Here is a 15,408-nt window from a genome sequence, read left to right as displayed (position 1 = left end):
GGCATGCCATGACATATGCGATGATTCATCCCGCCACCTGGCTGATGGGCTACATTCCCGATCTTCCGACGCCCTTCGACAGCGGCGGTGAACTCGATCTCGCCGCGTTCCGCGGTCTCTGCGAACGCCAGATCGCGACCGGTGCGACCGCGCTGGTGGTCGGTGAAGTGATCGGCGAGGATTCGACGTTGAGCGATGCGGAGCACTCGGCGCTCACCCGCATTGCCGTGCGTGTGTCTCGTGGCCGTGCCGCCGTGATCGCCGGCGCAGGCTCGAACTCCACCAGCGCCGCTATCGAACTTTCGCGACGGGCCGAAGCCGATGGTGCCGATGCCGTGCTGTCCGTGGTTCCGTACTACAACAAACCAACACAAGCAGGGCTCTATGCCCATTTCGGCGCAATCGCCGAGGCGACACGCCTTCCCATCATCCTGCACGACGTCCCTTCCCGCACGGTTCGGGAGTTGTCGGACGACACAGTGGCGCAGCTCTCGCGCTCGGCGCGGTTCGTTGGCCTCAAGGACGCGACAGGTGATCTTTTCCGGCTGCAGCGCCTGCGCGCATTGGTCCGGCCGGGATTTCGATTGCTGTCCGGCGATGACGCGACCGCACCGGCCTTTCTGGTGCATGGTGGGGATGGCTGCATATCCGTCACATCAAATTTGCTCCCGGATCTATGTCAGGAGCTTTACCGCTGCTGCGTCGAAGACGACTTAAAGACCGCCAGAGCCTTGGCTGTCCGGATCGGCCGCCTCACCTCGGCTCTGACACGTGAGTCGCCATCCGCGTCTGCTAAATACGCGCTGAGCCTGTCCCATAAGATGACACCGCATGTTCGTTTGCCGCTTGTGGAGCTTTCGGACGCGGCCCAGATCGTGGTTGAAGAGGCGCTTCGCGCGACGGACGAAAACATCGGCCTGCATACTCCGAAGCGTTTGGAAACCTCGGACTCGCAGCGCGCCAGTGCCATCCGGTGAGCAACAGTGGTCGTCGGAGGTGATCCTGTCGATCGGCGTCACGAGAGGACGATTCGGGCCTGGCTGTTGGCGCTGCTAAGGTATGCAGTCACGCTGGATGATGAGGATCGGCTTGTCGCGCTGGCTGCGGCGACCGAGATCGACAGATCGGGTCAGCAGCGGTCGAGGGACTTTTGCTTCTTTCACCGCACCAGCGCGGAGCTTTGCGAGGCTCTGGCGCAGCCCCGTCCCGGCAACAGGCACCTCTTGCAGCGTCACCTGGAGCGGCTGAGCGGCCAGCGCCTGAAGCGCGCCTTCTCCGCCGTTTTTGATCTCGATCAGTCGTCAGGGACAAGGCCGCGCTAGAGTTGCGGCAGCCAAACTGTCGCAATCTGTGGAAGAGATTCACGATCGAGAATTTGCGGATATAAATGCTATATTATTCAACATGTTACGTCTTATTTTGTAATATGACATTAGGTAGCTAAAGCATTTTATGAGCAATTTCCGTCTCGCCAGAGGCATCAAACGCAGGCTCCGGCTCATCGTTGACCGGAAACGGTGCCGCTGTAGAACGAGATACAAAAGCCCAAAGCCTTAAGTTTGGGAACGGCGGCAGTACCGGGAGATGAAACATGACCAGCCAAGGCCAATACAGCATCGGTCTCGACAAGAACGCGGCCAACTATGTGCCCCTGTCGCCACTGAGCTTCCTGGTCCGCAGCGCCAGCGTCTATCCGGACCACACCAGCGCCGTTTACGAAGGCCGCACGTTTACCTGGGCGCAGACCTTTGAGCGCTGCAAGCGCTTCGCATCGTTTCTGGCGGCGCGCGGCATCCGCCGTGGCGATACCGTCGCGGCGATGCTGCCGAACATTCCGGCCATGAACGAATTGCATTTTGCCGTGCCGATGGCCGGCGGCGTGCTGAACGCGCTCAATATCCGCCTCGACGCGGCGGCCATTGCATTCCAGCTCGACCATGGCGGCGCCAAGATCATTCTGGTCGACCCTGAGTTCAGCGGCGTGATTACGGATGCGCTGGCTCTGATGAAAGGCCCGAAACCGCTGGTGATCGATGTGGACGATGCAGCCTTTGACGGCGGCAAGCGCATCGGCGAAATCGAATACGAGGCCGCCGTCGCATCCGGCGATCCGGAGTTCACCTGGCTGAAGCCTGAAGACGAATGGGACGCCATCGCGCTGGGGTACACCTCCGGCACGACCGGCAACCCAAAGGGCGTGGTCACGCATTATCGCGGCGCGTATCTCAACGCTGTGAGCAATATTCTCGCAGGCGGTCTCGGCACCCATCCGATCTATCTCTGGACACTGCCGATGTTCCATTGCAACGGCTGGTGCTTTCCATGGACCATTGCAGCGTCGGCCGGGGTCAACGTCTGCCTGCGCAAGGTCGATCCGGCCAAGATTTTCGAGCTGATCCCCAAGCATGGCGTGACTCACATGTGCGGCGCGCCGATTGTCTACAACACGCTAATCAACGCGCCCGGCGCGCCCAAGGGCAAGGCCGCGACGCCCGTCGTGGGACTGATCGCAGGCGCTGCGCCGCCGGTGGCCGTGCTTGAGGGCGCAGAAAGCATCGGCATCAAGCTGACGCATGTCTACGGCCTTACCGAGGTCTATGGCCCCGCCTCGGTCTGCGCCGAGCAGCCGGGCTGGGACGATCTGCCGGCCGAGCAGCGCGCCCAGCTCAAGCGCCGGCAGGGCGTGCCCTATCCGCTTCAAGAGGCCGTCACGGTGCTCGATCCGGAAACGATGCAGGAAGTACCACGCGACGCCGAAACCATCGGCGAGGTCATGTTCCGCGGCAATATCGTCATGAAGGGCTATCTGAAGAACGAGGCGGCGACCCGGGAAGCGTTCGAGGGCGGCTGGTTTCACACCGGCGATCTCGGCGTGCTCGACGAATTTGGCTACGTCATCATCAAGGATCGCTCGAAGGACATTATCATCTCAGGTGGCGAGAACATCTCGTCGGTCGAAGTCGAAGACGTGCTCTACAAGCATCCGGCGGTGCTGTTCGCGGCCGTGGTCGCCAAGCCGGACCCGAAATGGGGCGAGGTGCCCTGCGCATTTGTCGAGTTGAAGGACGGTGCGAGTGCGACAGAGGCTGAGATTCTGGCCTACTGCAAAAGCGTGCTGCCGGGATTCAAGTCGCCCAAGGCTGTGGTGTTCGGTGCGATTCCGAAGACCTCGACCGGCAAAATCCAGAAGTTCGCCCTGCGCGATCAGGTCAATTCGGCGAAGGCGATTTCGGCGTAGTCTCAATATACCCAATCGTCATGCGCGGGCTTGACCCGCGCATCTATCTGAAAATCTTTCTGAAGCGATGGATTGCCGGGTCGAGCCCGGCAATAACCAGTTGTATTGGGAGGCGTTACGCCTCGATCTCCAGCCGCATGCCGTCGTAGCCCACCTCGATGCCCGGCGGTAACTTCGACCGCAGCACATCGTAGTCGAGGTCGGAATGCAGGTTGGTCAGGACCGCCCTGCGCGGCTTGAACTTCGCAATCCATGCCAGCGCATCGTCGAGGCTGAAATGGCTGGGATGCGGCGCGTAGCGCAGCGCGTCGACAATCCACAGATCGAGACCTTCGAGGGCGTGAAAGCTCTCGGGCGGGATGTCATTGAGATCCGGAGTATAGGCGGCATTGCCGATGCGATAGCCGAGCGCCGGAATGTTTCCATGCTGCAGAATGAAAGCGGTCAGGGCGAGGGCACCGCCCTTCCCCTCGACGCTCTGCGTTTCGCCCGCTTCGATCGACCGCTTTTCAAGGATCGCCGGATAGTCGCTGCCGGGCGCCTGTTCAAAGCAATAGGCAAAGCGCGTGAGGATGTCCTTGCCCGTGGACTTGTTGAGATAGACCGGAATGCGCCTGCGCTGATGCAGGACCACGGAGCGCAGATCGTCGATGCCGTGGGTCTGGTCGGCGTGTTCGTGAGTCAGGAACGTTGCGTCCAGATGATCCACGTTGGCGTCGATCAACTGCTCGCGCAGATCGGGCGAGGTGTCGATCAACACCCGGGTGATGCCGTTCGGTCCCGCCTTCTCGGCCAGCAGCGAGCACCGGCGGCGGCGGTTCTTCGGATTGTTGGGATCGCAGGCTCCCCAGCCCAGAGCCGGTCGCGGCACGCCGGCGGACGAGCCGGAGCCGAGGATGGTCAGTGTCACCGTCATGCTGCTTTCGCGTCCGGGCGCGGCACCTTGTCGAACAGCCGGAAAAAGTTTTCCGTGGTCTGCCGCGCGATCTCGTCGGCGGACACACCGCGCGTTTCCGCCAGCACGCGCGCGGTCTCGGTGACAAAGGACGGCTCATTGCGCTTGCCGCGATATTTTCCGGGTGCCAGATACGGCGCGTCGGTCTCCACCATGATGCGATCCGCAGGCAATTCAGCGGCGATGTCGCGGATGGCCTGCGAGTTCTTGAAAGTCAGAATGCCGGTGAACGAGATCGACAGACCGAGTCCGATGGCCTTCATCGCGAGGTCCCGGCCGCCGGTGTAGCAATGCAGCACCGCCTTGAACGGCCCCTTGGCGATTTCCTCCTCGAGGATTTCGCCGCAGCGCGCATCCGCTTCACGGGTATGGATCACCAGCGGCAGGCCCGTCGCGCGCGCCGCCGCGATATGCGCACGAAAGCCCCGCTCCTGCGCCGCAGGCGAACCGTCCGTGTAGTGATTATCGAGTCCCGCCTCGCCCAGCGCCACCACCTTCGCATTCTTCGTCAGTGCGATCAGTTCGTCCGCCGTGATGCCGTCTTCCTCGTCGGCGTTATGCGGATGGGTGCCGACCGAACAATAGACATTCGGAAACCTATCCGTGATCGCGAGCAGAGCATCCAGCTTTCGCACGCGCGTGGAAATCGTCACGATACGTCCGATACCGGCCGTCTCGGCGCGCTTGACGATGGCGTCGAGATCGTTTGCGAAGTCGGGAAAGTCGAGATGGCAGTGACTGTCAACCAGCATCTGGCTTAACCCACCGCGTCGTCTTTGGGCTCGACATAACGCGGGAACACCGGCGCGGGCGGTGGCAGTTGCGAGCCGCCCTTGATCCGGGTGGAGAGTGCTGCAAAATCGCGCGCATCGGACGCAATGCCGAGAATGTCGAGAATCTTGGCGCAGGATTCCGGCATCGCCGGCTGCGCCAAAATCGCAATCTGCCGCACCACTTCCGCCGTGACGTACAGCACGGTCTTCTGACGCGCAGGATCGGTCTTGGCCAGCGCCCATGGCGCCTCGCCCGCGAAATAGCGGTTGGCTTCGGCGACCACAGCCCAGATCGCGTTCAGCGCCTGATGAATCTGCTGCGTGGCCATCGCCGTGCGGGCCTGCGCCAGCATGCCGTCGGCCATCGCCAGAATGGCCTTGTCGTTGTCGCTGAAGTCGCCCGGCTGCGGCAGCACGCCCTGATACTGCTTGGCGATCATCGAGAGCGAACGCTGCGCGAGGTTGCCGAAATCGTTGGCGAGATCGGCGTTGGTGCGCGCCACAATGGCTTCGTGGTTGTAATTGCCGTCCTGTCCGAACGGCACCTCGCGCAGGAAGAAGTAGCGCAACTGATCGACGCCATAGGCGTCCGCGAGGCTGAACGGATCGACCACGTTGCCAACCGACTTCGACATTTTCTCGCCGCGGTTGAACAGGAAGCCGTGCGCGAACACCCGCTTCTGGACCGGAATGCCCGCCGACATCAGGAAGGCGGGCCAATACACCGCATGAAAGCGGATGATGTCCTTGCCGATAATGTGAATATCCGCCGGCCAATAGTGCCAGTTCTTGTCACCCTCGTCCGGAAATCCGACGCCCGTAATGTAGTTGGTCAGCGCATCGACCCACACATACATCACATGATCTTCGTCGCCGGGCACCTTCACGCCCCAGTCGAAGGTGGTGCGCGAGATCGACAGGTCCTTCAGGCCGCTTTTCACGAAACTGACGACTTCGTTCTTGCGCGAGTCCGGGCCGATGAAATCCGGCTGGTTCTCGTAAAGCGCAAGCAGCTTGTCCTGATAGGCGGACAGCTTGAAGAAGTAGCTCTTCTCCTCGACCCACTCGACCGGCGTGCCTTGCGGGCCGCGGCGCACATTGTCCTCGCCGACAACGGTTTCGTCTTCGGCGTAATAGGCCTCGTCGCGCACGGAGTACCAGCCGGCGTAGCTGTCGAGATAGATGTCGCCATTCGCAGCCATCCGTTTCCAGATTTCCTGCGTCGACTCGTGATGCTGCTTCTCGGAGGTGCGGATAAAGCGATCGAACGAGATGTTGAGCCGCTGGTCCATTTCCTTGAAGCGTGCGGCGTTGCGCGTCGCCAGCTCCAGCGGCGTCATGTTCTCCTTCTGCGCCGTCTGGATCATCTTCTGGCCGTGCTCGTCGGTGCCGGTCAGGAAGAACACATCCTTGCCATCAAGACGCTGGAAACGCGCCAGCGCGTCAGTCGCAATCGCTTCATAGGCGTGGCCGATATGCGGCGCGCCGTTCGGATAGGCGATGGCGGTTGTGATGTAGAACGAGTTCCTGGCACGCGCGGGCGAAACACTCAGCGGCGCAGCGGCAGCCTTGGTCTTGATCCTGGCTGGCTTCGGCGGCGCTTTCGGTGTCAGAGGTTTCGCGGCCTGGGGAGTCTTCGTAACGGTGGCCTTCGCGGCAGGCTTCCTTGCCGCGGATTTCTTTGCAGCGCTCTTCTTCGCGCCGCTGGCCTTGCTGACCGCCTTCTTTCCCGCGTGCTTGGTTGCGGCTTTTTGCACGGCCTTCTTTGCCGTCTTCCGGACGGTTTTCTTGCCAGCCCTCTTCACCGCCTTTTTAGTGACCGCCTTGCGTCCCTTTTTCTTGGCCGCCGTCGACGCGCGCTTGCTGGCAGCCTTGCGAGCCGACTTGGCAGCCTTCTTCGCCTGCTTCCTGGCTGCCTTCTTCTTCGCGATGGTCTTTTTGGCTTTGGCCATAACGCTTCCTTGAAATTCAAAACGGCGCCGACATCAGCGCGCGCATTCATGATGTGATGTTGCGAGACTGCTGGGGCTGTCCGGTCAGCGAGCTGCGGTGGCTTCTGCGAGCAGACCGAACACCGAGAAAACCAGCGGCTTTCGTTCCAGATTGAAGTTTTCCGTATCGCGCGCGGCGTTGTTGATCTTTTCCCATACCTCGGCAAGCCGTGCAAGGCGCGGCAGGTTTGCGCCGACATCCGGTCCGTGCAGGTGTCCTGTCAGCCAGCGGTCGACGGTGTCGGCAAAGGCGCGCAGCCCGACGCGGTCGTTGAGCGGCATCGCATCTCCGAGAGCATGCAGCGCCCGCTGATCGAGCTGCGGCAACCGGTTGAGAAGCTCCAGCGTGCGCTGCTGGAGGCCGAGCGACTGTCCGCCCATCAGCGTCAGCGCGTGCGCTACACTCCCCTCGGAGGCATCCGCGGCTGCCACCAATGCCGGATCGCGGCGCGTCAGGTCAGCCGCTTCCGCAGCCGCCTGAATCACATCGTCGGTCTCAAGCGGCCGTATTGGCAGCTTGCGGCAGCGTGACTGGATGGTGGCGAGCACACGCGCCGGCGCGTGGCTGAGCAGCAGGAACAGCGACCGCGCCGGTGGTTCCTCCAATATCTTGAGCAGGGCGTTCGAGGCATTGGCGTTGAGTTCATCGACGGTATCGACGATGCAAACCCTCCAGCCGCCGACCGAGGCGGCGGTCGATCCGAAGAATCCGATGGTTTCGCGCGACTCGTCCACGGTGATGACGGTTCGCATCGTGCCCTTTTCGTTGGCGGTACGCTCCAATGTCAGAAGCCCGCCGTGGCTTCCGTTCGCGACCTGCCGCGCGACCGGATGATCCTGATCGACGTAGAGACTGTCGGCCCCCTGCACCGCTTGGGCCGCCGGATCGGGATGAGCCAGCACGAACCGCGCCATACGATAGGCCAGCGTTGCCTTGCCGATGCCCTGCGCGCCGCCGATCAGCCACGCATGGGGAATGCGTCCGCTGCGATAGGCCGTCAACAACGTCTGTTCGGCATCGTGATGACCGAACAGCGCGGTGGTTTCGCGCGGTGCGCGAACAGCGATGTCTGGCCCGGACGACTTCGCGCTCATGCCTGGGATGTCTCGCGTGGCGCTGCAACGGCGAACAGATGATCGCGCAGTGCCGTCCAGACCCGTTCTGCGACCGTCTTCGGATCGGCATTGGCATCCACCAGCGCGCAGCGCTGCGGATCGCTCTCCGCGATCTTGCGATACGCATCGCGCAGCTTCTCATGAAAGCTGACGCCCTCGCCCTCAAATCGGTCCGGCGCAGCACTTCCCCGCCGCTTGAGCGCACGCTCCATGCCGACCGCAACCGGCACATCCAGAATGATGGTGAGGTCGGGCTTGAGATCACCGATGGTGACGCGCTCCATGGCCCGGATCAGTTTCGGATCGACCTTCCCGAGTTCGCCTTGGTAGACCCGCGTCGAATCCGTAAAACGGTCGCACAGCACCCACGTTCCCTGCGCCAGCGCCGGTTCGATCACCTGACTGACATGGTCGTCACGCGCCGCGGCGAACAACAGCGACTCCGTCTCGGGTCCGAATGCCTTCGCCATGCCGGACAGCAACAGATGCCGGACGATCTCCGCGCCCGCCGATCCGCCCGGCTCGCGCGTCGTGATCGTGCGCAGCTTCGCCGCGTTGAGGCGATCCGCCAGCAACTGGATCTGTGTGGACTTGCCAGAGCCCTCGCCGCCCTCGAATGTGATGAAACGTCCGCGAGGCTGCGGCGATTTCGATTTCGCAACCATGCTCATGTCAGAGTTTCTCCGCGCCGGCGCGGAAAAGGCCGATGACGAGTTCGCTGGCGCCGTCGATCGCGCGGCGGGTCGTCGAGCCTGTAGCGATCGGCTCGGCCGCCACAAGCGGCGACTCCATCGCGATGTTGGTACCGCGCCACACCTTCAGCACGCCGATCCGCTGACCGGGCTGAACCGGCGCACGCACCGGGCCGGTATAGACAATGCGCGCCACCAGCTTGTCGCTGCCGTTGCGGTTGACCATGACGCGTATGGGTTCGGGGCTTGCCAGTTTCACCGAGCGGCTGTCGCCACCGAACACCTTGGCATAGCCGACCGTCTGATCCGCTGCGAACAGCGTCCGTGCCTCGAAATTGCGGAAACCGTATTCCAGCAGTTTCTTCGCCTCGCTCGCGCGGTCATCGGCGTCCTCAAGTCCGTTGACGACCACGATCAGGCGCATGCCGTTCTGTACGGCCGAGCCGACCATGCCGTATCCGCCTTCCTTGGTGAACCCGGTCTTCAGGCCGTCGGCCCCTTCAAGCATGGTGAGCAGCGGATTGCGGTTCTGCTGGCGAATCTTGTTCCAGGTGAACTCGCGTTCGCCAAACAGCTTGTAGTGCTCCGGATAGGTCTGGATGATGTGCCGCGCGAGCATCGCCAGTTCGCGTACGGTCATCTTGTTGCCGGGATCGGGCAGACCGTTGGAGTTTGCAAAGGTCGACTTTTTCAGGCCGAGTTCGCGCGCGCGTTTGGTCATGCGCTCGGCAAAGGCGGCCTCTGTGTTCGACAGGCCTTCGGCCAATGCCATGCACGAGTCGTTGCCGCTCTGGATGATCGCGCCGTGCAGCAGATCGTCCACGCTGACCCGGCTGTTGATTGCCGCGAACATGGTCGAGCCGCCGGACGGCGCACCGCCCTTGCGCCAGGTGTTCTCGCTGATCCGGAATTCGTCGGTGAGCTTGATCTCGCCCTTCTTCAGCGCGTCGAACACCACCTCGGCCGTCATCAGCTTCATCATGCTGGATGGCGCACGCAATTCGTCAGCGTTCTTCTCGAACAGGATGCTGCCGGACTTCGCCTCGATCAGGATCGCGGTCGGCGCATCGACATCGTATCCCTCTTCCTTCTTGGCGCCCTGCACGCTGTTGTTGGCGGCCTGAACTGGGCCTCCAACAGCGACGCCGGCCGCAAGCACAGCGACGACGAGCGGCCAGAACGGCCCCGTCCGACGTGCGCGAATCCGGGATGCTGTCAGAATGGCTGCCATGTCGAGATTCCTGAGGATCGCCTTGTATCAGTTGGGCTGATACCAAACAACGTGCCGGTTGCTTCCCGCAGCCTTCAGAATCGGGAAAAGGGGCGGAAAATCAATGTCGTCATCGCGAATGATCTCTGCCAACGGCATCGAGATTTTTATCACGGAACAGGGCGCCGGGCCGCTCGTCCTGCTCTGTCACGGCTGGCCGGAACTGTCGCATTCCTGGCGGCACCAACTCCCCGCTCTTGCCGCCGCCGGATACCGCGTGGTGGCGCCCGACATGCGCGGCTATGGGCGGACCTCGGCGCCGCAGGACATCTCGGCCTATTCGATCTTTAATCTGGTGGGCGACATGGTCGGGCTGGTCACTGCCCTCGGCGAGACCAGAGCGGTCATCATCGGCCATGATTGGGGCGCGCCGGTTGCCTGGCATGCCGCCCTGTTCCGGCCAGATATGTTCACCGCCGTCGGCGGATTGAGCGTGCCGCCGCCCTTCCGGGGGCGCGAGCGACCGCTGGATACGCTTGCGAAAAGCGGAGTGACCAATTTCTATTGGCAGTATTTCCAGAAACCGGGCGTGGCCGAGGCCGAGTTCGAGCGCGACGTGAATTTCACGATGAGGGCGGTTTCATTCGGTGTCGAGGCATCCCTTTTCCTGAAAGAAGGTCAGGGATTCCTCGGTGACCCTGCCCGGGAGCGCGCCCGTCCCGCATGGATCAGCGAAGATGATCTCGCACACGTTGTCGAAACCTATCAGCGCACCGGCTTTCGCGGTGGTCTGAACTGGTATCGCAATATCGACCGCAACTGGGAACTGACCGCGCCCTGGCAGGGCGCACAAATCCATCAGCCATCCATCTTCATTGCGGGTGCTGGCGACGCTGTTGTGACGGGCATTATCGGCGGCAAGCGCGTGACCGAGATGGACAAAGTGCTGCCGAACCTGCGTCGCAAGCTCCTGATCGAAGGTGCAGGCCACTGGATCCAGCAGGAGCGACCAGATGAGGTCAACGCTGCGCTGATCGAATTCCTGAAGGGACTTCGGTAAGCCTTTGATCTCAAAGCCGTCGGTCTTAGTAAAGACCGCGACCTGACATCAGGCCCGCGCTTCCATTGCGCGAGACCGACACATAGGACGCAACCGGTTTTCCGGCCTCGGGTGTCTCGTCCGGCTCCTCGGCTGCGGCCTGGACGGCACGCTCCGCCCGCCTGCCCCGCTGCGAACGCGAGGCCGAGACCTCCGACGACCCTGCGGCTGCGTAGTCATCCCGGGTATGGCCCAGCGTATAAGGCCGCCCCGCCGGCAGAGGAATGTCGCCCCGGAGAACGCCCCGGCTGGACGATGGAATGTCGGGAACAAAGGCGTTGGCCGAAGCCACCCGGACCGAAGACGGAGCCGGTGCCGGTTGTCCGGTCCGGAGCGTCGCCATCAGTTGCCGGTCGTCCGATCCTTCCAAAGGCGCCCGCCCGACATATTCGACCCGGACTCGGCCAATGCCATTATCACGGAATTCCAACAGCTTGGCGGCTGTATTTGAGACGTCGATCAAGCGATTCCCGTGATAAGGGCCGCGATCGTTGACCCGGACGATAACTGACTTGCCATTGGCCAGATTGGTCACGCGGGCGTAGCTGGGGAGCGGGAGTGTCGGATGCGCCGCCGTCAGCGAGGTCATGTCAAACACCTCGCCATTGGCCGTCAGACGGCCATGGAAGGCGTCGCCATACCAGGACGCAATTCCCTCTGCCCGGTAGTTCGGATCTTCCTCGGGGACGTAGGTCTTGCCCGCAACCACATAGGGCTTGCCGACCCGATAGGTGCCGCCGCCCTTTGGAACAGGCTCACCGAATTCAACAACCCGGGGGCTGCTGGACACGCCGTATTTGGGATCGACACGGCTGGAGAGTTTGTTGGCCGCGCCGCAATTGGCAAGCAAGAGGCAAACAGTCCCCGCCGCGGCGAAACGCGCAACCGCCTTGCCCGATTCCCTGACGCAAATCCCCATAGAACCCCAAATAGCACTTTTGCCGCCACCTTGCCTACCGGCCCTGTGGCGGGACGCCCCCGCAACTCATACGGCGATTACCTTAACTCATTGCTTCCGAACCCGGAACGGGCCGATGGGTCTGTTGGTAAATCGAAGGTTGATCTTACCCCGGTTCGCCCCTTTCACTGTCCTGCCCGCTTTGCTAAGTGCTGGCTTCCGACGCGCAGGAAGGGTGGCCGAGTGGTTTAAGGCACCGGTCTTGAAAACCGGCGTGCCTGCAAGGGCACCGTGGGTTCGAATCCCACCCCTTCCGCCAACCAATTCAAGTAATGCCTATAAAATAAGGGCTTCTTGGATTTACAGCCCGACAATCCCAAAAACTCATGCGTAGACTCATGCGCCAAATCGCCCACAGCGAATTTTGGTTGGCGTGAAGGTTTTCGCCGGGTGGCGCTGGAATGGGGTCGGAATGGGCCTGCTTTCTTCAAGTGTGTTTCAGCATTTTGCCTGTGGTCTTCGATTGTCGAGTTTTGCTTAGCCTTTGAGCGTCCTTAGGTATTCCCCATTCTTGCATTGAGTGGCCTTCTCCATGCGCGCGGTCACGCGCTTGAGGTGTTGGCCGTTCTGGTAGCCGTTCGGGTCTAGGGCTTCTTGGGCGAGTTTCTGGGGTGAGTAGCGGGCTATCTGGTCGGCTTTTTCTTGGTCTGAAGCGGACGCTGTTCCAGCTTGACTCTGAAGGTGATGTTCTTAGTTTGTTCTCATGAAGCCGGGAGAGAGATGACCTATGAAGCTCGAATATTTGCGCGCGGAAATAGAGCGCATGCGCATCCAAATTCGGCGCCAGCGTTCCGACATTCAGAAGCTTCAACGCGCCGGTATCAGTACCCTATCGGCCGACGCCTTGCTTGAACGGATGCAGGACAAGGTCGATGCGATGTGCGCCGAACGTGACCGGCAGATTGGCGAGGCGAAAGCGAAATACGCCGGGACCAACAAGGTCATTCGCGGCCCCCAGATGAGGATTGGACGATGAGAAACGAGCCTATCAAGTGGTTCTCTAACGACCCGCACGTAACGCCATTCTTGAAGGCATTGAATGAGGCTCGGCATTTGGCTTGCCGCGAAGGTTATTGCTATCAGCACGTTCAAGCGATGATGGTCGCGATTGACCAGTACGCCGAAGCGGCAACCGGCAATCGCGACTATTTTCTCAACAAGCCTCACTCAGTTCCGTGACGCCTTTGGCTCACGCCGGGAAAGCAACCGCGCTGTTCCCGGCAGCCGGTTGATTTGGCTATCGTCAAAATCTCTGGGCCGAAGCTTCCGTCCAAGTCTTCGCTCTACACATCCGATGCATAGAATTTGTTCTGTCCGACTTTGCGTTACGCGCTCCCACAATGCGCCTTTAAGTACGTAAAGCTCGGTCTGGCTGTCGAAGCTGCATGGTGAGCCTTCGCCGCGATTGAATGCATCAGTGACCTGTTTCGCTGTTTGCAAGCCGGGGCCGGTGTTCATTCCGCAGTCAACGCATTCCCAACTTGGGGGTACGCCCTGAGCTACGATTTCTTCAACTGTTGTCTTGCACATGTTCGTCTCCTTGTTTGAGCATCAAGGAGTTTGTTGTCTCAACGAGCTACCCCGCAGAAAAGAGCGATTTACGTGGGGTCGCCACCGCTGAAGGCAGTGGTTAAGACGCTCAAAAGCCGGGTCGCATCGTCACCCGAATGGGGAGAATGCGCCACTTCGGCTTTGGCTCCATGGTCCAGTACATCACGCGGATAACTGTTGAGCGTTTCCTAACGTAGGCATGATGACGCCTCAGCTTGTTAGATACTAATTCCGAAAAATCGATGCGCTTCTACCGAATAGGCTTCAAGCCCAGTTTTCGGCAGATTGGTATGGTCAAACTGCTTTATCGCATCATCGATTGCGGCTTGTTTGAAAGGAATATGGATAACCCGCGCGGTGCCGTTACTGATGCGACGTCCTAAGGCGACAGGCCAAAGATTGCTGAGAAGTGCGGGCTGTCGAATGGATGTGTAGCCGGTATAAACCGCGATGACAGGAATTTTGCAGGCGTCGATCGCGTAGCCGATCTCGAACGGCACCCAATCGGTATCGAACCGCGTCGTATCTCCGATGATCAGCAGCATGTTTCGAGAGTTGTTCAGCCGCTCGACTAAACTTCTCCGAAGGGTCGCTTTTAAGCTGCTATCGCGAACGGCTGACGTCTTTTCATGGCTGTTCACAAACTTAAATTCGATCTTATCGTGCTCATGCCATGCCTTAATCATCCGATAGTATCGAATGTCGGAGGCGGTCGGGTCTGCGTTTCCCTCCGCATGAAACGCAATGTATGTGCCGTTCCTGTACGCCATCTATCTATGGCTCCAATCGCGTCTGATTTCGCGAATATCTAGTCGTTCAAAACACTCTTCGGGCAGAACGATATTGACTTGTTTAGGCAGTGCTGTTTTCCGGCCGAAATCGATAAGCGAAAGAACAATCAACCGAAGCAAATGCTGCGGCTCGATGTTCACGCTGGAACGTCCGTTCCCGATCAGCGGAAGCGATACCGTTCCGCCATTGCCGAAGTTATGTATCGAGTGAAATGCGCCGAGCAAAGCGTCCCACAAAATCGGTACTGTCGAAGAAGCTTTCGCATTCTGCAAATCGGTTCGGGCCATCGCGACCAAGAAAATTTTGCGCGATGCCCTTGGGAGCACGGCCGTAGTGCCGATTGGGTATTTCTTGTTTGGCTTAATTGAGCGTTCAGTAATCTCGAATGGCTTGCCTTTGAGCGCATCGTCCACTGCCTTGCGAAACCGGCCGCCGTCGCTATTCCAGACAGTCTCGATCAGCTTGCCATGCAGCGACTCTCGCGAGACGACATGGCCCAAGTCGCTGTCGAAGAACTCACCGACGCCCACCAGCCAATCGGTGTCGGTGCTGAGCAAATCGCCGTAATAGATGTTGATCCAGCTATCGGTCGTCGGCACGCGGAAAGATACTGACCTCGTCTCGTAAACGTGAATGAAGAAGGTCAGTACGCATAGAGCAATAACGGTTGAGAAGTATCCCGTTCCATAGGTCGATACCAAGCCATCCAAAGCCGCAAAAGACTTCATCGAGATTTCGGTAAAGAGCCAAATTACGCCGGCCAAAGCGAACCCTCGCGTAAACCCCGTCCGCCAGCGCCGCCGTAACCCCAGATACAAAGACTTCCAAAAAAGCTTCATCAGGAAATCCTAAAAAAAAAACGCTCGGAAACGACTCCCTTGCGCCATGGGGAACAATAACACGACCGGCGGTCCTACCAGCGCCGGGCATGTGCAAAATCCCCATTATCAAGGAATTGATTTCAGCCGGTGCAGCCATGGAAAAGGCTGGAAATGCGATGGTCTGGGCGTGGTGGGGCTGGATATGGAGTATT

At 60.4% G+C, this 15,408-nt stretch carries 14 protein-coding genes and 1 tRNA gene; 6 read left to right on the top strand and 9 right to left on the bottom strand.

Annotated elements, in window-relative coordinates:
• Positions 1–8: 8 nt before the first annotated feature.
• On the top strand, positions 9–977 hold the full coding sequence (dapA, locus tag HMPREF9696_RS04755) for a 4-hydroxy-tetrahydrodipicolinate synthase (protein WP_002711821.1): 969 nt from the start codon (positions 9–11) through the stop codon (positions 975–977).
• Positions 978–1,591: 614 nt separating this feature from the next.
• Positions 1,592–3,238 (top strand): acyl-CoA synthetase, encoded by a 1,647-nt coding sequence (locus tag HMPREF9696_RS04745; protein WP_002711820.1) that lies wholly within the window; start codon positions 1,592–1,594, stop codon positions 3,236–3,238.
• 115 nt (positions 3,239–3,353) lie between these two features.
• Here HMPREF9696_RS04745 and HMPREF9696_RS04740 read toward each other — a convergent pair whose 3' ends face one another.
• The 6 genes from HMPREF9696_RS04740 to HMPREF9696_RS04715 all read right to left on the bottom strand — a co-directional run bounded on the left by HMPREF9696_RS04740 (position 3,354) and on the right by HMPREF9696_RS04715 (position 9,996).
• Positions 3,354–4,154, bottom strand: coding sequence for an MBL fold metallo-hydrolase (locus HMPREF9696_RS04740; RefSeq protein ID WP_002711819.1), 801 nt, complete (start codon positions 4,152–4,154; stop codon positions 3,354–3,356).
• Positions 4,151–4,945 (bottom strand): TatD family hydrolase, encoded by a 795-nt coding sequence (locus HMPREF9696_RS04735; protein ID WP_002711818.1) that lies wholly within the window; start codon positions 4,943–4,945, stop codon positions 4,151–4,153. Before HMPREF9696_RS04735 ends, HMPREF9696_RS04740 begins: the two co-directional genes overlap by 4 nt.
• 5 nt (positions 4,946–4,950) lie before the next feature.
• Positions 4,951–6,918, bottom strand: coding sequence for a methionine--tRNA ligase (gene metG / locus HMPREF9696_RS04730; protein ID WP_002711817.1), 1,968 nt, complete (start codon positions 6,916–6,918; stop codon positions 4,951–4,953).
• An 84-nt stretch (positions 6,919–7,002) separates the two neighbouring features.
• Positions 7,003–8,052 (bottom strand): DNA polymerase III subunit delta', encoded by a 1,050-nt coding sequence (locus HMPREF9696_RS04725; RefSeq protein WP_002711816.1) that lies wholly within the window; start codon positions 8,050–8,052, stop codon positions 7,003–7,005.
• Positions 8,049–8,744: a dTMP kinase gene (tmk, locus tag HMPREF9696_RS04720; protein ID WP_002711815.1), complete on the bottom strand. Its 696-nt coding sequence runs from the start codon at positions 8,742–8,744 to the stop codon at positions 8,049–8,051. Before tmk ends, HMPREF9696_RS04725 begins: the two co-directional genes overlap by 4 nt.
• 1 nt (position 8,745) lies before the next feature.
• On the bottom strand, positions 8,746–9,996 hold the full coding sequence (locus HMPREF9696_RS04715) for a D-alanyl-D-alanine carboxypeptidase family protein (protein WP_002711814.1): 1,251 nt from the start codon (positions 9,994–9,996) through the stop codon (positions 8,746–8,748).
• 103 nt (positions 9,997–10,099) lie between these two features.
• Here HMPREF9696_RS04715 and HMPREF9696_RS04710 point away from each other — a divergent pair, with 103 nt between their 5' ends.
• Positions 10,100–11,035, top strand: coding sequence for an alpha/beta fold hydrolase (locus HMPREF9696_RS04710; protein WP_002711813.1), 936 nt, complete (start codon positions 10,100–10,102; stop codon positions 11,033–11,035).
• A gap of 25 nt (positions 11,036–11,060) precedes the next feature.
• On the opposite strand, the gene HMPREF9696_RS04705 is transcribed toward HMPREF9696_RS04710, so the two are convergent.
• On the bottom strand, positions 11,061–11,993 hold the full coding sequence (locus HMPREF9696_RS04705) for a septal ring lytic transglycosylase RlpA family protein (RefSeq protein ID WP_002711812.1): 933 nt from the start codon (positions 11,991–11,993) through the stop codon (positions 11,061–11,063).
• A 208-nt stretch (positions 11,994–12,201) separates the two neighbouring features.
• Between HMPREF9696_RS04705 and HMPREF9696_RS04700 the strand changes: the two genes are divergently transcribed.
• From HMPREF9696_RS04700 to HMPREF9696_RS04690, 3 genes are all read left to right on the top strand, one after another.
• Positions 12,202–12,291, top strand: a tRNA-Ser gene (locus tag HMPREF9696_RS04700).
• A gap of 468 nt (positions 12,292–12,759) precedes the next feature.
• Positions 12,760–13,008: a hypothetical protein gene (locus HMPREF9696_RS04695; protein ID WP_002711811.1), complete on the top strand. Its 249-nt coding sequence runs from the start codon at positions 12,760–12,762 to the stop codon at positions 13,006–13,008.
• Entirely contained in the window at positions 13,005–13,211 is a 207-nt protein-coding gene (locus HMPREF9696_RS04690; protein WP_002711810.1) for a hypothetical protein, read from the top strand. The genes HMPREF9696_RS04695 and HMPREF9696_RS04690 overlap by 4 nt, the downstream gene beginning before the upstream one ends.
• 590 nt (positions 13,212–13,801) lie before the next feature.
• Here HMPREF9696_RS04690 and HMPREF9696_RS04685 read toward each other — a convergent pair.
• Together HMPREF9696_RS04685 and HMPREF9696_RS04680 are read right to left on the bottom strand one after the other, a co-directional pair.
• Positions 13,802–14,353, bottom strand: coding sequence for a TIR domain-containing protein (locus tag HMPREF9696_RS04685; RefSeq protein WP_002711809.1), 552 nt, complete (start codon positions 14,351–14,353; stop codon positions 13,802–13,804).
• A complete protein-coding gene (locus tag HMPREF9696_RS04680) occupies positions 14,354–15,214 on the bottom strand; it encodes a macro domain-containing protein (RefSeq protein WP_002711808.1) in 861 nt (286 codons plus the stop codon).
• Between the last annotated feature and the right edge of the window lie 194 nt (positions 15,215–15,408).

Source organism: Afipia clevelandensis ATCC 49720, assembly GCF_000336555.1.
Lineage (GTDB): Bacteria > Pseudomonadota > Alphaproteobacteria > Rhizobiales > Xanthobacteraceae > Afipia > Afipia clevelandensis.
Note: the sequence above shows the minus strand (reverse complement) of the source record. Positions and strands in the feature narration are given on the sequence as shown.